The organism is Vreelandella sp. 2A-K22 (assembly GCF_054065485.1).
Genome location: NZ_JBSUGC010000012.1, coordinates 83779 through 101982 on the forward strand (window position 1 = coordinate 83779; position 18204 = coordinate 101982).

The following is an 18204-nucleotide window of genomic DNA, read 5'->3' on the forward strand; positions in this document are numbered from 1 at the left end:
GACGCCCTCCCCTTCTAGAGTTGCCGCATACGGCCGTACTTAGTAGCTATACGGCATAGCCACTAGCCATCCATTACAGCCACTTTGACTGCACGGTCATGTTAGCGCCATCGAAAATATTTAGTAGGCAAGAAATAGAGGCTTAACAAAGGCACATAATGCTTATTATTTCAACAGCAATCAGAAACTCAACAACATCGAGATTAACAAGCTTAAATGCAAAAAACGGGGCCTATTGGCCCCGTCATTACTTTCTTTTGCAACATTACCAGCCAAAAGATTAGCCCAGCAGAGACAGTACAGACTGCGGCGTCTGGTTAGCCTGCGCCAGCATGGAAGTACCTGCCTGCTGAAGGATGTTAGCGCGCGTCATATTCGATACTTCCACCGCATAGTCGGCATCTTCTATGCGCGAACGAGCCTCAGTCAGGTTGGTCGACGTCGTCGCTAAGTTATCAATTACCGAGTCAAAGCGGTTAAGCGTAGCACCCAACGTCGCGCGGTTGGTGTCCAAAGCTGATGTAGCTGTGTCAACGGAATCGATCAGGTTTTGGAAGGCTTGGGCAGCACCACCGCTAGCTGCACTAACAGCAGTAGAGTCGAACGTGGAGCCTGTAATTGCAGAGTTGCCAGAAGCAAGTGCTAGGCCTGCAACTGTTGCATCAACTGTTGCCACTTCAATAACATCTTCAGCTTCAGTATTAGAACCAACCTGAATACTTAAGCTAACGCCACCAGAATTCAGCAGGTTAGTGCCGTTGAAGTTATTACTATCAGCTACACGATCAATCTCGGCCAGGCGTTCATTGATTTCGGTTTCAATGGCTGCGCGATCATCTGCAGTGTTGGTGTCGTTGGCACCCTGTACCGCTAGCTCACGAATACGCTGCAGGTTGTCGTTGACTTGGTCAAGGCCGCCTTCCATGGTTTGCACCAGGGAGATACCATCACTAGCGTTACGGCTAGCCTGATCCATGCCTTTGATTTGGGCAGTCATTTTGTTGGCGATGGCTTGACCAGCGGCATCGTCAGAAGCGCTGTTGATGCGCAGGCCAGAAGACAGACGCTCTTGCGCTTTGGCCAGCATAGACTGGGAGTTGGACAGGTTATTCTGGCCGATCAGGGCAGTAATGTTAGTGTTGATTACAGACATGTGTGTGCTCCTCGAAATTTAACTGGCCTTATGGCCTGCTTAGCGGCGCTTGCGTCGCCGTTATTATAATTAACGGCAGCCCAACTCAATTCTTTAGGAAAAAATGCTCTTTTTTTATGTAAAGTACTGTAACTTTTCAGTTATTTCTCAACTGCACGCTTAGTTGCTGTTCTGCATATTACTCAGCATGCTGAACTGCTGGGAGAGATAGCTGCTCATGGAGTTCATTTGGGCGATCAAGCCATCTAATTGCCCAAATTGCTTGCGATAACGTTCGACGCTCCGCTCAATACTGCTTTCCATACGCAGTTTCCGCTCTTCCAGGCTGTCTACCCTTAGCTCAGCGCTATCAACCGAGCTTTGAATAATCCCATCTTCCTCAGTAATTGCTTCAAGCGTTGCATTTAAGCGCCCTGCAAAGCCGCCTTCTTCCGTGTCACCCGCAAAAAAGGTGGATAGCCCCTCAGGGTTATTAGCGATAGCATCGTCTAACTTATCCTCATCAACTTTTAGACGTCCACGCTCATCAATGGCAATACCCAACTGAGAAAGTCGTGAAATATCGCCTGTTCCGAGGTTGTCAGTGATATCCCGACGTAGACGGTCTTCAATGGTACGAACGGTGCGGTCGCCAATTAGTTCGCCAGACGTTTCGCCTTCGCCGTTGTATGCGGTCATTCGGCCAACGGTGGATTTCATTTCGTTGTAGTTTTTAACGAACTCGTCAATCGCGCCTCTCAACGACTCTTCATCGCGCTCAATGACCAGCGTAACGGAGCTACCAGAGGCCGCCGTGAGGTCAAGCGTTACGCCTTGAATTGCCTCTTCAACGCGGTTGGTTTTACTGGTGATAGCAATGCCATTAACATTCAGTTCAGCGTCCTGACCTGAACGCTGGGTGGCTGCATCCATGGTCAGCGATGCCAAGCCTGAGAAGCCCTCCAGCGAAGCATCTTGGCCTGTTTCCTTTGAACTCAGCGCTAAACGGTACCCAGTGCCATCATTAACGATAGAAGCAGTAACACCAGCCTCTTTATCCGCGTTGATTTGGTCACGAACATCCGCCAGCGTACTGCCTGCTGAAATATTAACGTCGTAGCTTGTTTGTGTACCACCAGCACCAAAATTAAGTGTAAGCGTCGCATCGGCAGCCGTTAGCTCTTGATCTAGCGCCACGCTATTAGAAGCTGCGCTGCCTGCGCGGGCCAATTGAGTAACGGTGACTTCATAGCGCCCTGCGTTAGCGGTTTCGCCTGCTGTTGCCAACACGCCATCGCCCGTCACGGTGCTTTTTTGCTGCTTAAACGTAGAAGCATCATTCAACGCAGCGATGGAGGCTTGCACTCTATCCATTGCCGACTGAAGGCGCCCATAAGCAGATATTTTAGTTTTCTGAGCACTTTGCTGCTCTAGAATAGGCACAAGCTTTTGGCGCTCTGCCGCTTGAAGCTGATCCACCAAACCTGAGAGATCCAACCCAGAACCTACACCGAGTGCTGTGATCGATGCCATGGGGCTCATTCCTTATAAGAAGTAGAGAAAGGTGTCTAGGTAACCTATCGGCTACGGAAGAACAAACTTTAGAGGTAATGCCTTTTTTAAGCTGTTTTTAAAGCATTGCAAAGAAAAATGCCCAACACATAGTGCCGGGCATTTTGTAAGCTATTAATTTAGCTAGCTTATCTGCTTAACCTTGGTTTTGCTGCCCCAACACAGCAAACTGCTGGGTCAAATAAGCGCTTGTCTGGTTCATTTGCGCCACCATACTATCCATTGCTTGAAACTGCGTGCGATAACGCTCAACGGTTTGTTCGATACGGTTTTCAGTGGTCGCAAAACGATCTTCTAACGAACTAACGCGGCTTTCAGATGAGCTAACGGCGCTTTCAAGCCGACCACCTGTACCCACAAGGCCCTCAAGCGCTGAAGCTATTTGGCCTGCCATACCACCTTCCTCACTATTGCCAGCAAAGAAACTGGCTAACTGGTCTGGCTGAGTAGCAACAATGCTATTTAACTTATCTTCATCAATTTCCAGCTTGCCATCCACTTGAAGTGAAATACCAATATCGGATAACACATTAAAGCCATCTCCGCCGACAACAGCACTGATTGTTTGGCGAATCTCTCTTTCAACAGCGCGAGTAGTTGCATCAGCATTCAGCCCTGCCGCCTGGCCCGTCTCTGGATCAAAGGCTGTCAAAGTCGTAATGGTCTCTTTAAGCGTGTTGAAATCATCGACAAAAGCGGTGACCTGCTCGCGAATAGCTTCGTCATCCTGCTCAACGGTTACAGTGCTCGTCGCGCCAGCCTCAGCAAGGTTCAAGGTAACGCCTTGAATTGCACCTTCCACTTGATTGGTGGGGCTAACGATATCGATTCCATTGACGTTAAACGCTGCATCCTGGCCCGCTTGAACCACCTGTGCATCGGAGGTTGCGACGCCAGCGGCTAGAATGTCAGAAAAATTAGTGCTTTCAATACTCGCGTCTGCGCCGGTATCGGTAGCATTAACGGAAAGCCGATATCCTTCGCCATCATTGATAATTGAGGCGTTTAAGCGGCCATCGCTCTGTTCATTAATGGCGTCACGCATATCTTCAAGAGAACTGCCGTCGGGGATAGTAATCGTGGTCAGGTTTCCATCAGCGATAGTAAAATCTAAAGACTGTTCGCCCGTCACTATACTTTCTACTGCTGTTTCCAGACGCTCCGTCACCAAGCTACTGGCAGTAGCTAACTGATTGACCTCCACTTCGTACTGGCCTGGCTGAGCCTCATTACTGCTAACAGCACCAACTGCACTGCCTTCTACATTGGTTGTCAGGCTATCGAATGACGACCCATCATTAAGGGCTTGAGCAGAGCTTTGAAACTGCTCAAGCGCACTTTTAAGCTGACCGTAGGCAGATATCTGCGTTTGCTCAGACTTAATCTGCTGCGCAATGGGCTCAAGCTTTGCTTGTTCTGCAGTTTTTAATTGCTCCAGCAAGCCGTTCAGATCCAAGCCAGAACCGATGCCTAATGATGTAATAGAAGCCATAGAACCAATGCCTTTTTTGAATACATGTAGCTACGATTCGCGTTCCTTCATTAAGCAATACGCAGCACTATTTTTAATACGACTACCTTAAAACCTCGGCTAGGTGAAGAATAACTTAAATATTCTTCTTCTTTTTTTTCGTATTAAGACGTTGTTTAAAGTAACAAAGCGTAACAGCCATCATCAATTAATGAGAGAACCCACAATAATAGATTCCTCTTTTAGCTGCTCTCTCTCCCCACCCCAACGTAACGCATCCCTGCTTCTTTAACGGCACTTGGCGTGTACAAATTACGCCCGTCGATGACGACTTTTCCAGCCAATTGGTCGGCTAGCCAATCAAAATCGACACTGCGAAACTCTTTCCATTCGGTGCAGATAACCAAAGCATCGGCACCTTTAACTGCCTGAATCCGGTCGCCTGCTAGCATCAGGTCATCCCGCTCCCCGTAAATGCGTCGGCATTCTGCTATGGCTTCGGGATCAAACGCCTGCACCTTAGCGCCCGCTTGCCAGAGTGCTTCCATTAACGTACGGCTTGGGGCTTCACGCATATCATCCGTATTGGGTTTAAAGGCCAAGCCCCATACTGCAATGGTCTTACCGCTTAGATTGCCTAAGTTATCTTGCAGTTTTGTGAACAGGGTCTGCTTTTGGCGTAAATTCACTGACTCGACAGCGCTGAGCAGTTCCGGCGTATAGCCTAATTGACGCGCGGCACGCTCTAACGCCTGGACATCTTTGGGGAAGCAGGAGCCGCCGTAGCCGCAGCCTGGGTATATAAAGTGGTAGCCAATACGTGGGTCGCTGCCAATCCCTCGGCGTACGTCTTCAACGTCAACTTCGAGGCGTTCGGCAAGATTGGCGATCTCGTTCATAAAGCTGATTTTGGTGGCGAGCATGGCGTTGGCGGCATATTTGGTCAGCTCTGCGGCCCGCACGCTCATAAACATCAGCTTTTCGTGGTTGCGGTTATAGGGGGCGTAGCACTCTTGCATATGGGCTTTCACCCGCTCGCTCTCCGTACCAACGATAATCCGCGCGCCACGGGTAAAGTCTTCAATCGCCGCCCCCTCCTTCATAAACTCAGGGTTCGAACACACATCGAATTCGAGTGATGCACCGCGCTGTTCGAGCACATCACTGATAACGGCGTGGACTTTTTCCGCAGTGCCCACCGGCACGGTAGATTTATCAATCACCAGCTTATAGCTATCCATATGCTGGCCGATCGTGCGCGCCACCTCTAATACATAGCGTAGGTCGGCACTGCCATCTTCATCGGGCGGCGTTCCCACGGCGATAAACAGCAGTTCGCCATCGGCTACCGCCTGGGCAGCGTCGGTAGTAAAGCGTAAACGGCCAGCCGCCACGTTATGGGCAACGATAGTGCTTAGCCCTGGCTCGAAGATCGGCACCTCTCCGCCATTAAGCTGATCAATCCGATCAGCGTTAACATCCATACAGGTGACTTGATGACCAACATCGGCTAAACAGGCGCCTGCGACAAGGCCGACATAACCGGTTCCGAATACACTGATATGCATGACTTATTAACTCGCTAAAATACGTGGTAGCGAGCGTAGCACATTGACCTACCGTTGATGAGTTCAATAGTGGGAGATTCTCTCTAAACTATAGACCTTGGTCTAACATCGACTTTGGTTTATAATGCGCTGCAACAAGCCCGACTTGGTGCTGACCGCAGGAGAACATGCTATGACTCCGAGACTTATGACTTCAGAACCTACGCCTCCAGAACTGACGAAAGAACGCTCTACTCCATCGTCTTATGGGACATCGACCACCGCAAACGTTCAACGTAGCCTTCGCCAGTGCTTATCGATTGCCGCTGAGCTGCTCTACGATCATGGTCATGTGCTCGAAACCATTACCCTTCCCCAGCGCGGCTTAGCCCGCCGCGAATTGTCGGCACTTAGTTCTGCCGCGCCCACCTGGGCAACCTGCCAACAGGTGATGGAAGACAGTGAGGCAGCAACCTTTAATGAGTATGGCCGTTTTGTATTAACCTGCCTTGGCCGCGAATTGATGTTTGATATGTTTGGCCAAGGGGCCGCTGACTGCGCCTAATCCCTCTGCCACCAAGCATTGCTGCCCTAAACAGCTGATCAAAAAAAACGCCCATAAGCGAAAGCTTTGGGCGTTTTTTGCTTGGTCTTATGTTCTTCAGGCTCGTTTTTAAAGCCTGACCCTATAAGACCTAGTTCTATGTAGCTTAGCGCAGGCCGAGCATTGACAGAATGAACAGCACAACCACGATAAGGCCAATAATGTAGATAATATTACGCATAGGGCACTCCTTGCTTATTGCGTTTTAGGGAAATCAAAGGCTTGCTTACCCATTAGCCAACACCTCCAGCCTAGCAGGCTTTTTCTGCTTTTGCGTAATGTCGCTGCATTTCCCTCTTAGAAAGTGGCTGTGCTTATGCTGTGGAACCTCTGCTACTTCTAAGCCTCGAACCTTTGCCACTTATACCGAAGGTGTTGCGATGCGCGCTACTGCTTTGCTTGTTTCGTTTGCTGTTACTTCGTTGTTACCCACCGCCTATGCAGCCGCTAATGAACCTTCTGCAAACACACTCCAAACGCTAGAGCGGCAAACCCGCCAGCTTAACCGCGTGCACAGCGTGGTAGTGTCCTACGACGGTGAGATTATCCACGAGCTTCACCAAGGTGGGCCAGGGGTGGCGTCGCCTGCCAATATTAAGTCGCTGTCCAAAACGGTGCTGGCTGCCATTACGGGTGCGGCGATTGAAGCAGGCATCATTGAATCAACTGATCAACCCATGATGGAGCTGTTTGGCGAACATCTACCTAGCGGTATTGATCCACAAGTTGGTGACATTACCGTGGCGCACCTGCTCGCCCAGCAGGCGGGGCTTGAGCGCACTTCTGGCAGCAACTATGGCGCCTGGGTGGCCAGCGCCAACTGGGTGAACGATGCGATGACGCGCCCATTCGTGGATGAGCCGGGTGGGCAGATGCTCTACTCCACCGGCACCAGCCATCTACTTTCCGCCGCACTCACCCACGCCAGCGGCGAGACGACCCATTCCCTTGCCCAGCGCCTATTGGGTGATCCGCTTAATATCACCATTCGCCCCTGGCTACGCGACCCCCAAGGGATCTACTTTGGCGGCAACGATATGCAGCTCTCGCCACGAGCACTCATTGAGGTAGGCGAGCTGTATCGTAATGATGGCGTCGTAGTGAATGAAGCAGGAGGCGAGCAGCGCGTTCTGCCGGAGGGTTGGGTGGAAGAATCATGGCAACCGCGCGGTACATCGCGCTGGACAGGCGACGGATACGGCTATGGTTGGTTTATTACGCAGTTGGCAGGCGAAGACGTGTACTACGGACGTGGCTACGGCGGCCAGGCACTTTACGTTATTCCAGAGCGTGAGATGACCGTAGCGATCACCTCAGACCCTAACCCACCCTCGCCGGGCGGGCAGTTCCAGCAGCGGTTAAACAGACTGGTAGAAGGTTTGTTAGCTGAAAATGATGAGTAGCACAGCCAGGTCGCGGGTGCGCTTACTCGCCTTTGTGGCCTAGGCTCATCAGGTAGAGCGCGGCTGCCAGTGCCAGCACTGAAAGCGCTAAGTAGATAGCTTCCAGGGGCGTGGCAAAACGGATATCCACCACGGCGCGGAAAAACTCAATGATCACCGCTAGAATCACCACCCGGGCGATTTTATCTTTCAGTTGGTCTAATGAAGCGACGTTAAACGGGTGGCGCAGATTACTCGCTTCGGCTTGGTCAATACGGGAGACAAACAGTCGGTAAACACCTAAGCCGAAAATCAGCAATACGATGGCAATCAGATAGATGTCCACCGCAATGATGATATCGGGCACCAGGCTGTCGTGAATGTCCTGGGTGCCACCCAATAGGTAGTAACCCATCACGTCGGCGACTACCTTGAAAATATCCACGGTACCGACGATAAACAGCATCAATGAACCCAATAAGCTGGGCACGACCGCCAGCATGACCAAAAAGCGCGAATTCCACAGCGCTGTTTCAATGCGTCGCTCCCAGCGATTCTGGCTCTCGGGGGGGTTAGGCGGCGGCGTTGAAACCGGATCAGTCATGGCATACTCCTGTTGTTATATAAAAGTTGTTATATCAGGCTCATCGTGATCAATACACAGGTGGCGACGAACAGCACGAACCCCAGCAGTAGCACGATACCATCACGGGCAACCAAGCCTAACCCCAGCAGGGTAAGCGCAAGCCCCGCTCCGTTGGCCGAAAAGGGAATAAACTCCATCGGCGGCATGGCCAAGGCAATCAATAAGCACATCAAGGCAGTTACCCGGATACCGATGTAGCCCGTCAGCCAAGGTAATCGCACCCGCAATAGTCCATCTATCCAGCGGGCAGGCTTTTTCATCAGCTGAATGCCTTTATCAAACTTTTGACGGGAGAGAGAGCGTTTTAGCAACCAACGGGGCAACCAAAACGCCTCACTTCCCGCTAGCAACTGCACGGAAACCAGCAATACCAATGCGGCCATTAAGGTCGGCATGCCGGGTATATCGCCAATGATCGGGGTGAGCGTGATCAGCCCGGCAACTAACAGCAGCGGCCCAAACGAGCGCCGCCCAACGGCGTGAACAACATCGTCAACGCTGACCCGCGAAGCATCCTGCTCCATACGCTCAATCGAGCTGATTAGATCCATTAAATTCGAGTCTTCGTTGCGGTTATGCATCGGGTTTATTGCGCTCCTCTACGTGCAGTTTGGTACGGATAAAATCGCTATGGCTAACATACAGTAAATCCGCCAAGCGACGAATACGGTGCTCTTCAAGCGGGTCAACGCTGCCATCGGCCCAGGCCAGCTGCCACATTTGCGCGACCAGCTCACAGCGCTGGTCGTAGTTATAGTGTTCTTTGATCAAGCTAACAAACTGGTAATGATCGACGGCCTCATCCACTTCTGTTTGTGCCAACGTCATCAGCTCTTCCACATCGCTAGCGCTGAGCTGGTAGCGCTCGGTCAGCATAAGGCGCAGCGCGGCAAGCTCTTCATCAGTGGTGTCATAATCGGCGCGGACGATTTCACACAGCAGTGCTGCGGTGGCCAGTTCCAGGGTAAGCGTTTGATTTTCGCGCTGCTCGGGTTGCGCCAGCGAGCGCTGGAAGAAATCACTAATGGCGTTCAGCATAGGGGGCTCCTAGGTAGCTACAGCGTCGTCCTTACCTCAATCCTTCTTGGTAAGCTGCTCTCTTAACTGCTTGGGCACTTGCTTGATAATCAGGCGATCCTGGGTGGCGTCGTACTCGATACTTGAGCCCAGCAGGTGCGAATCAAAGCTAATCGAAACACCACCCGCTCGGCCGGTAAAGCGGCGGAACTGGCTCAAGGTGCGCTTATCGGGGGGGATTTCCGGCGAGAGCCCGTAATCGGCGTTGCGAATATGGTCGTAAAAGGCTTTCGGCTGCTGTTCGTCCACCAGCCCAGAAAGCTCTTCCAAGGTCATTGGCTCGCCACGGCGAAGCTGTTCATTGGCGTAATCCACCAGCGTGTCGGTTTTTTCTCGGCTCACCTCGTCGTCGTAATCCTCTTTCTCGACGTAGTCGCTAAACGCTTTTAGCAGCGTGCGGGTTTCGGCCGGAGCATCGACGCCCTCTTCCATACCCAGCAATGCGACCAAACCCTCAGCGAGTTTTTTACCGCCGCGATCTTTGAGGAACGAGACATACTGGGCATTCGGTGCCTCGCTCTGCCATTGGGTAAGATTGATACGCGCCGCCAGGGTAAGCTGGCTGGTGTTGAGCTGGGCAGCAGGCACCGCGTGGTGGTCATCATTAATGCCAATCCCTTCGCGCTGGTGCACCAATGCCATCAGCAGCGTTTCAGTATCACCTTGGCGCTGGTGGCTGAACACTAAGTAACCACTCACTGACAGCTGCTCTTGAAGCTGTTTGGCGAGCCGTTCGGCCAGTGCCACTGACAGCTCAACAAAGCTCTGCTCACCGGCAAGATAGTCACGTAGCCACACAGCCAACGGCCCGGCCTGCTCGCCCTCTTCGGCAAAGCGCCCCCAGCCTTTGGGCTTGGTATTGTAGGTGTCGTTGAGCGCACCCACCAAGCTCGCCATTACCGAGTCGTCGCTGGTATTAGCCTGTTCTGACTGGGGGGCGGCGGTGAGGGTCAAACGCTCACCGTCAAGCGTCGGGTCAAGGCGGTGCACAATACTTTGCAGTAACGGCATAAGGGTCTACTAGCGCTCCATGGTGAAGAGTGAATAGCAAGCTGGATGGCAATCAGGGTTTAAGACGATATCCGGTACGGAAAATCCAGCCGATAGTACCCAGGCAAGCTACGAGAAATAGCGCAATCATGCCCACGCTTGCGGCCAGGCTAACGTCGCTGATGCCGTAAAAGCTCCAGCGAAAGCCGCTCACCAGATACACCACGGGGTTTGCCAGGGTAATGGTTTGCCAAAACGGCGGCAGCATATCAATGGAGTAGAAGCTGCCACCCAAAAAGGTCAGCGGGGTGATCACTAACAGCGGCACCAGCTGCAGGCGGTCAAAGCCATCGGCCCAAATGCCGATGATAAAACCCAGCAGGCTAAAGGTGACAGCCGTCAGCACCAGAAAGAACAACATCCAAAACGGGTGGGCGATTTCCAACGGTACAAACAAGCCCGAGGTCGCCAAAATAATTACCCCCAGCAGAATCGATTTCGAGGCCGCCGCACCTACGTAGCCAATGACAATCTCTAAATGCGAGATAGGCGCCGAAAGCAGCTCGTAAATACTCCCGGAAAACTTGGGAAAAAAGATGCCGAAAGAGGCGTTTGAGACGCTCTGGGTGAGCAGCATTAGCATAATCAGCCCCGGCACAATAAAGGCGCCGTAGCTAACCCCGTTGACCTCACTGATACGTGAGCCAATTGCGGCACCAAAAACTACGAAGTAAAGCGACGTTGAAATGACCGGCGAAACAATACTTTGTAGTAGCGTGCGGCGCGTGCGGGCCATTTCCGCCATATAAATAGCGCGAACGGGATGCAGGTTCATGCTCGCTCCTTAACTAAATCAACAAAAATATCTTCAAGCGAGCTTTGCCGAGTGTTCAGGTCTTTAAAGGTGACGCCCTCTCGCTCAAGCGCGGTCAACAGCTCCGAAATCGCGTGACCATCCTCTTCCTGGCTACCGTCGTAGGTATAGATCAGCTCATATCCTTCAGCGGCTAGGCTTAGCTCAAAGCGCTGCAGGTTTGCAGGTATCTCTGTCAGCGGGCTGTGCAGGTTCAGGGTTAGCTGTTTGCTACCCAGTTTGCTCATTAACGCCGCTTTTTCTTCCACCAGCACCAGCTCACCGCGATTGATAACGCCGATGCGGTCGGCCATCTCTTCGGCTTCTTCGATGTAGTGGGTCGTCAAAATAATCGTCACGCCGTTATCGCGTAGTTGGCGCACGACTTCCCACATATCCCGGCGCAGTTCAACGTCGACCCCGGCGGTGGGCTCATCCAAAAACAGTATGCGCGGCTCGTGGGAGAGCGCTTTGGCGATTAGCACACGGCGCTTCATACCACCCGAAAGTGTCATCAAGCGGTTGTTGCGCTTATCCCAAAGCGCCAGCGACTTAAGCACTTTTTCGATATGCGCAGGATTGGGAGCGTTGCCAAACAGACCACGGCTGAAACTGACGGTGTTCCAGACGGTTTCAAACGCTTCGTTGGTCAGCTCTTGGGGCACTAGCCCAATGCGCTCGCGGGCTTGGCGGTAGTGGGTAATATTATCGAACCCGTCTACCAACACATGACCAGCGGTGGGGTTGACCAAGCCGCAGACCACGCTAATCAACGTGGTTTTACCTGCCCCATTGGGGCCAAGCAGGGCAAATATCTCGCCGCGCTGGATGGTTAAATCGATATGGGTTAACGCCTGAAAGCCACCCTCGTAGGTTTTGTTCAGGCCGTTAATAGTAATAATCGGGTCGTTCAAGGCGTACTCCTCACGTTGCGGTCAAATGACCGCAACGCTTGACGGCCTTATAGGCGCAATTAGCAGAGCGTTTGGTTAGGAAAAGTTAAGTGCGTTCGGTAATTTCCAGCAGGTGGTAGCCAAACTGGGTTTTCACCGGGCCGTGTACCTGGCCTACTTCGTCGTTAAAGACGACTTTATCGAACTCGGGCACCATCTGGCCGGGGCCAAAGCTGCCAAGGTCGCCGCCTTGACGGCTGGAGGGGCAGCTGGAGTGCTCTTTAGCGACTTCAGCAAAGTCGCGGCCATTTTGAATTTCTTCTTTGAGTGCTAGGCACTGCTCTTCGCTGCTGACCAAAATGTGGCGGGCGCTGGCGCGTGTCATAGGTTGCTCCTAGTTAATGAAGTTCTGAGGGTCATTCGGGGCGATAGTTTACCACGGCTTACCCAAGGCTCCGCTATAACGCAAAGCCTCGCCCACACGGGCCAAGGTGCGTTCGTGAGCGCTTACCGCCTCTGGCCCGCGAGTACAGGTGGCAATCACCCAGAGCCCTTGTGTTGCCGTATCCGCGTTAGTGCGCTGGGCTATACCGGCATCGCAGCTACGCCGCTGCTGAGTGCCGGTTTTATGGGCGAAGCTTATGCCGCTCCCCATACCTGCCTTAAGACGCTGTTTGCCGGAACTGGTTCGCTGCATAAGCGCCAACAACGTTTGCCGCTGCTCGTCATTTAAATCATCCATGGCACTTCCTTGTTGAACAGAGTGCAGGCTGGCGAGCAGGTCGCCAAAGGCGCTTAGGGTGCCCACGTTTTCACCACTGGCTTCGTAAGCATCAAACGCATGGTCGTAATCAGGCTGGGTGAAGGACGCCGTACTAACGTCTAGAACGTGGGCTAACGCCTGACCACGCTGGCTCACCGAGTGCTGACGCAGGGCGATAAAGTCCATTCCGCCAAGCTCTCGCGCATCAGGGTGGAGTTCACCGTAAACGCCTTGGCGAACGCCGACCAACTTCGAGATAGGGCCGAGCTCATCGGGGTTGCCGCCGCTTGCGGCGATCATCGCACGGGCGCGTGCGTTAACTGCCGCCAGCCCCACGCGGTCAATCAGCATATCGGTGGCAGTGTTATCGCTGACGGTAATCATCTGCTCCATCAAGTAACGGATAGAGATAGGCGTGCCGGGGTCGTGCCAATTAGTGGGGCCCGCGCCATCGACAAAGTCACTACGCGCAAGCGTTAACCGATCATCCAACGTCAGCGTACCCATCTGGCGCTCTGCAAGCACCTGCGCTGCCACCGGTATTTTAATCAGCGAGGCTAAATACCAAGAGTCATCGGCGCGCCATGAAAACGCTTCACCACTGGCGAGGTTTTGTACATAAACACCCAGCCGTCCCTCAAAGATGTCTTCGATAGCCTTCAAGCGCGCGGTTAAATCGCCCTGCCAGGCGCTCTTTTTATCGATTTCATAGTACCAATGAGCATCGTACCAATTTGTATCGTACTCATCTGCATGAGCAGGGAGCGCTATAATCAGCGCTACTGCCACCAGCCCACGTTGTATCCAGTGTCGCAAATCATAACTCCAGCAGTTATTAATCGCTTTTAGCGGTGGTTAGCCATCCAACGGGTCAACCAAATCCACCCCGCAGCGCCAAGTATCAACAGGCCGCCCACGCCAAGCGCCTGTGGATAGGTGTACATTCCCTCGCCTTCCCACAAAAAGCGCAGCACTAAAAAGATCATCACAATATGGAAAATAAACGCTTTAAGGGCATCTGAACCGACCATCGTCAGCGGCAAAAGTGCCTTCGCGGCTTTGGCGCCACCGGCTAAAGCGAGGGCTAACAGCACTAGTGCACCACCCAAGCTAAACAGCATAAACTCAAGCCCTGGCGGGTGTTTGCCGACATTGTTGGCCACCGCCAGCATCGCCGCATGTACATCGCCACTGATAAACGCCAACGCATAAAACCCCGCCACCATCATCGCACCCAGGCTCAACAGAGTGAGTACTAAGCGGCGCCGTTTGGCGGAGTCGAAGTAGCAGCGCAGCAACGCTTCGCCGATGAGTAGGCCCACCAAAATCAACGGCGCGCGACTGATCTGCCCCCAGGTGTAATGGTCTTCATGATCTACCAGCAGCGCCTTCAGAATATCGTTGCCGCCAAACGTAAGGCTTTGCAGCCAAATAGTCAGTGCTGTTAATGCGCCAATGGTGGCAAGCCGACTCCAGAGCGGCGCCCGCGCCCAGAGCGGCAGAATCAACGGCACCCAAAGCAGCGCTATGGCGTAGAAGCCTAAGATTTCGACCCAAATGGCAAATCGGCCATAGAGCAACGCATCGACGATCTCGCTGGGCGAGTAGAACGGCAGCATCTCAATGACAAGGAGCGCTTTGTACCAGAACCACACTTCTACAGCGCGCAGCCATAGCTTTAACCGGCGCTTAGGCCAGTCATCGCTTTGAGTGTGGGAAAGAAACGCCACCGCCAGGGCAATGCCAAACACCACAATAAACAGCGAAGAGGAGAATTTAGTCAGAAAATGAACCGGCACCATCCCCCAATCGGGTACATTTCGAATGCCGACTAACCCACTGACTGAATGGCTAAGAATCATCAAGCCGATGGCTATACCACGGGCTAGGTCAATCGCCGCTATGCGGCCCTCGGCCTTGGGCAGTTGGGGCTTGTCTGTCCATTTTAGGGGCGACCAGTTCAGGGGCATCGAGACATCCTTGTGGGTAGCGTTCTCAAATTGTTAAGCGCGCCGATGCTTAACACCTTAGCGCGAAATTATATCGTGCGCTTTGGTTGATACTGTTAACGGCCACACACAAAGATGCCCCGCAGTTGGCGGGGCATCTGTCGACTCATCCTTGAGCCCGAGAAAAGTTATTCCTTAAAGATTGCAATTACCAGCCGGAATCATCCTCCTCTTCATCGGTGGCAGGTACTTCTTGCTCCTCTTCCTCTTCTTCGTAAGTGAATTCTTGCTCTTCCTCTTCATACTCAGTGCCTACATCCGAACCTTTATCTTGCTCAGTGTCGTAGCTGTTGTAGGTACCTTGATCATCCTGCGTCGTTTCTTCTTGCGGGGTCGGTTCTTCGTACTCGTCACTGCTGTCCACTTGAGCAAACGCAAGTGGGCTGGCCATCAGGCCAAATGATACACCTAGGATGCCAAGTTTCTTGAGAGATTCCGTCTTCATCATGATACTGCTCCTATCAAACGTTGCTACTTAAACATCGGTGCGAGCATCGCACTGGGTTTAATGGGTAAGAGCGTCAGGTCGTCCTTCCTGCTCCACTCTTACTTACTTCATTGCAGCCCCCGTGCCAGCCTGTGCCAATAGTTAATAAAAATCATTGTTAAACAATTGCCTATATGTTTTAAACACACACCAACCCTTTGATTTTATTAATAAAAACTAGCCTTACACTGTTTAAAATAGGCACATGATCCCCGATGAATCAGGCCATCGGGGCAACATAGTGACTTACTCGTAAGCCATTTCTTCAAGCTCTTTACCGCGCGTCTCTTTGACGAAGTAGATAACAAAGAAGACAGAGGCAACGGCACTGATCGCATAAAACCCGTAGGCCCCAAACAAGCCAATAGATGCCAGCATGATAGGGAAGGTCATGGTGATACCGAAGTTGGCTAGCCACTGGAAAAGGCCTGCAATCGCCAGCCCCGAGCCACGCATTTGATTGGGAAACATTTCACCCAGCATGACCCACATCACCGGCCCCCACGAGGCGTTAAAAAACAGCACATAAAGGTTGGCGCACAGCAGCGCAAATACGCCCATGTCACTCGTTAACTGTAGGCTGCCATCCACCATGGTCGCCGTAGAGAACGCATAGGAGAGGCACGCCAGTGTCCCCGCCATGCCAACCGAACCACCCCAAAGCAGCGGCCTGCGACCGATTTTGTCGATCAGCGCAATGGCGAGCAGGCAGGCACCAATACTCACGGCGCCAGAGATCACATTGATGAGTAGCGCATCGCCTTCGGAGAAACCCACTGACTGCCATAGCACTGCGCCATAGTAGAAAACGACGTTAATGCCCACCAACTGCTGGAAAACCGCCAAGCCAATACCCACCCAGACGATGCCATGTATCTTGCCCGTGGAACGGTTGATTACATCTTTCAACCGTGGCTTGTGATCTTGATCCAGGGTGGTATTAATTTCATCAATTTTGCTGCTGACATCACGCTCAGGCATTACTAACCCAAGCACACGGCGGGCTTCACCCTGCTTACCGGTGCTGATCAGATAGCGCGGGCTTTCAGGAATAAACAGCAATGCCACCAGGAAAACAGAAGCCGGTATCAATTCAATCCAGAACATCCAGCGCCAGGTTGCGAAGCCAAACCATAGCTCTGACATGGCCGAGCCCGCCACATAGGCCAATACGTAATTACTCAGAAAGGCCATAAACAGGCCAGAGATAATCGCCACCTGCTGAATGGTAGCTAGTCGCCCACGGTAAGCAGACGGCGCTACTTCACTGATATAAGCCGGGGTCATCACGCTGGCGGCGCCTACGGCAAGCCCACCGAGGATGCGATACAACACAAACTCCATAGAACTACCGGCAACGCCTGAGCCCCAGGCACTAATCAGGAAGAACACCGCCGCCACGATCAGTAGCGTGCGACGGCCAAAGCGATCCGCCAGACGACCAGCAAAAAAAGCACCGATCGCGCAGCCCAGCAGCATCGACGCCACATTGAAACCAGTGCCTGCGCTATCGGAGTTAAAAGAGGCCTGTAGGCCATCCACCGTGCCGTTGATCACGCCACTGTCGAAACCAAACAGGAAACCGCCGATGGCGGCAATACAACAGATCACCAAGATATACGATGAGCGGCTTAGCGTTCTTTGTGTTGTCATTGTCTAGCTCCTTGGCTTTGTTATTGAGCGTTTTTGTGCCTATTGATGGCTGGAAAATTGGTAGTAGCTAATGGTGTAGCGTGCTCTCGCGACTGGTTGAGCGTTGGTGAACCGCGTCGTCAGGCAGCCGCTGTCCGCCGGCATCGAACGCGTGAAGCTGGGTCTGTTGCGGAGTAATGAACAGCGTGTCGCCATTACTCAGTTCGACATCGCCGGAGAGACGCACGGTGAGCGGGCCGGCCTGCTCGCTGTCCACATAGGCAAAGGCGTCAGCGCCGAGCTTCTCGATGAACCGCACACGCCCTTTCCACTCACCCCGATCACGGCTTACCTCTAGATGCTCGGGCCGGATGCCTAGGGTGGTGGCGCCATAGGCCGCCGCTAGCGGCCCTTCGATTAAGTTCATTTTCGGCGAGCCAATAAAACCCGCCACAAACAGCGTTTCGGGGCGTTGATAAAGCGCCATGGGCTTGCCCATTTGCTCAATCTTCCCGGCGTTCATCACCACAATGCAGTCGGCCAGGGTCATCGCCTCGACCTGATCGTGGGTGACATACACCATGGTGGTATCGAGCCGTTGATGCAGTTCGGCCAACTCGACCCGCATGCGGTTGCGTAACGAAGCGTCCAGATTAGAGAGCGGCTCGTCGAACAGAAATACGCCGGGGCTGCGCACAATGGCACGGCCAATGGCCACCCGCTGGCGCTGCCCACCGGATAATTCGGCGGGTTTACGCTCGAGCAGATCCTCAAGATTGAGCAAGCGCGCGGCCTCAGCCACTTTGGCTTCCCGTTCTTTGCTGGGCACTTTTGCCAGCCGCATGCCGAAGTCGATATTGCGAGCGACCGTCATGTGCGGGTAAAGCGCGTAGGACTGGAAAACCATGGCAATGTCCCGGTCACTCGGCTCGGCAGTGGTAACGTCTTCCCCGCCGATAGTGATCGTGCCCTGAGTCACAGTCTCCAGGCCCGCAATCATGCGCAGCAAGGTGGATTTTCCGCAGCCAGAAGGCCCAACCAGCACAGTGAAAGAGCCATCTTCGATATGCAGATTTAAATCAGGGATTACCGTGGTTTTTCCATGAAACGTCTTTTCGATGTCGCGTAGTGTTACTTCAGCCATGA

General features: G+C 52.8%; 18 protein-coding genes. 2 read left to right on the plus strand and 16 right to left on the minus strand.

All coding sequences use genetic code 11. From position 1 onward, the window contains the following. Positions 1-280: 280 nt before the first annotated feature. The 4 genes from ACW17M_RS16575 to ACW17M_RS16590 form a co-directional block, all read right to left on the minus strand. Entirely contained in the window at positions 281-1153 is an 873-nt protein-coding gene (locus ACW17M_RS16575; RefSeq protein WP_457547792.1) for a flagellin N-terminal helical domain-containing protein, read from the minus strand. A gap of 159 nt (positions 1154-1312) precedes the next feature. Beyond that, the gene (gene fliD, locus ACW17M_RS16580; protein ID WP_457547793.1) at positions 1313-2665 is read right to left on the minus strand and encodes a flagellar filament capping protein FliD; all 1353 of its coding nucleotides are present in this window, start codon (positions 2663-2665) and stop codon (positions 1313-1315) included. A gap of 175 nt (positions 2666-2840) precedes the next feature. Beyond that, the gene (gene fliD / locus ACW17M_RS16585) at positions 2841-4196 is read right to left on the minus strand and encodes a flagellar filament capping protein FliD (RefSeq protein WP_457547794.1); all 1356 of its coding nucleotides are present in this window, start codon (positions 4194-4196) and stop codon (positions 2841-2843) included. Positions 4197-4417: 221 nt separating this feature from the next. Further along, positions 4418-5743, minus strand: a complete 1326-nt coding sequence (locus ACW17M_RS16590; protein WP_457547795.1) for a UDP-glucose dehydrogenase family protein — start codon at positions 5741-5743, stop codon at positions 4418-4420. 172 nt (positions 5744-5915) lie between these two features. Here ACW17M_RS16590 and ACW17M_RS16595 point away from each other — a divergent pair, with 172 nt between their 5' ends. Together ACW17M_RS16595 and ACW17M_RS16600 are read left to right on the plus strand one after the other, a co-directional pair. After that, on the plus strand, positions 5916-6287 hold the full coding sequence (locus ACW17M_RS16595) for a hypothetical protein (protein ID WP_233974350.1): 372 nt from the start codon (positions 5916-5918) through the stop codon (positions 6285-6287). Positions 6288-6706: 419 nt separating this feature from the next. After that, entirely contained in the window at positions 6707-7729 is a 1023-nt protein-coding gene (locus ACW17M_RS16600) for a serine hydrolase domain-containing protein (RefSeq protein ID WP_457547796.1), read from the plus strand. Positions 7730-7751: 22 nt separating this feature from the next. On the opposite strand, the gene ACW17M_RS16605 is transcribed toward ACW17M_RS16600, so the two are convergent. The 12 genes from ACW17M_RS16605 to ACW17M_RS16660 form a co-directional block, all read right to left on the minus strand. Further along, positions 7752-8312 (minus strand): YqhA family protein, encoded by a 561-nt coding sequence (locus ACW17M_RS16605; RefSeq protein ID WP_009287524.1) that lies wholly within the window; start codon positions 8310-8312, stop codon positions 7752-7754. A 29-nt stretch (positions 8313-8341) separates the two neighbouring features. Then, positions 8342-8935 (minus strand): exopolysaccharide biosynthesis protein, encoded by a 594-nt coding sequence (locus ACW17M_RS16610; RefSeq protein ID WP_009287523.1) that lies wholly within the window; start codon positions 8933-8935, stop codon positions 8342-8344. Then, positions 8928-9392 (minus strand): tellurite resistance TerB family protein, encoded by a 465-nt coding sequence (locus tag ACW17M_RS16615; RefSeq protein ID WP_138799404.1) that lies wholly within the window; start codon positions 9390-9392, stop codon positions 8928-8930. Before ACW17M_RS16615 ends, ACW17M_RS16610 begins: the two co-directional genes overlap by 8 nt. A gap of 36 nt (positions 9393-9428) precedes the next feature. Next, a complete protein-coding gene (locus ACW17M_RS16620) occupies positions 9429-10442 on the minus strand; it encodes a nucleoid-associated protein (RefSeq protein WP_027956940.1) in 1014 nt (337 codons plus the stop codon). Between the two features lie 52 nt (positions 10443-10494). Continuing rightward, positions 10495-11256, minus strand: a complete 762-nt coding sequence (locus ACW17M_RS16625; RefSeq protein WP_035580544.1) for an ABC transporter permease — start codon at positions 11254-11256, stop codon at positions 10495-10497. Continuing rightward, the gene (locus tag ACW17M_RS16630; protein ID WP_457547797.1) at positions 11253-12188 is read right to left on the minus strand and encodes an ABC transporter ATP-binding protein; all 936 of its coding nucleotides are present in this window, start codon (positions 12186-12188) and stop codon (positions 11253-11255) included. Before ACW17M_RS16630 ends, ACW17M_RS16625 begins: the two co-directional genes overlap by 4 nt. A gap of 85 nt (positions 12189-12273) precedes the next feature. Next, positions 12274-12552: a peptidylprolyl isomerase gene (locus tag ACW17M_RS16635; RefSeq protein WP_007112840.1), complete on the minus strand. Its 279-nt coding sequence runs from the start codon at positions 12550-12552 to the stop codon at positions 12274-12276. A gap of 48 nt (positions 12553-12600) precedes the next feature. Beyond that, complete coding sequence (locus ACW17M_RS16640) at positions 12601-13746, minus strand: serine hydrolase (RefSeq protein ID WP_457547798.1); 1146 nt, start codon at positions 13744-13746, stop codon at positions 12601-12603. Positions 13747-13775: 29 nt separating this feature from the next. Continuing rightward, on the minus strand, positions 13776-14900 hold the full coding sequence (locus ACW17M_RS16645; RefSeq protein ID WP_457547799.1) for a heparan-alpha-glucosaminide N-acetyltransferase domain-containing protein: 1125 nt from the start codon (positions 14898-14900) through the stop codon (positions 13776-13778). Between the two features lie 187 nt (positions 14901-15087). Beyond that, the gene (locus ACW17M_RS16650) at positions 15088-15387 is read right to left on the minus strand and encodes a hypothetical protein (RefSeq protein WP_414727629.1); all 300 of its coding nucleotides are present in this window, start codon (positions 15385-15387) and stop codon (positions 15088-15090) included. 285 nt (positions 15388-15672) lie between these two features. Next, a complete protein-coding gene (locus ACW17M_RS16655; protein WP_141440658.1) occupies positions 15673-17079 on the minus strand; it encodes a sugar porter family MFS transporter in 1407 nt (468 codons plus the stop codon). 67 nt (positions 17080-17146) lie between these two features. Next, positions 17147-18202 (minus strand): ABC transporter ATP-binding protein, encoded by a 1056-nt coding sequence (locus ACW17M_RS16660; RefSeq protein WP_457547800.1) that lies wholly within the window; start codon positions 18200-18202, stop codon positions 17147-17149. Between the last annotated feature and the right edge of the window lie 2 nt (positions 18203-18204).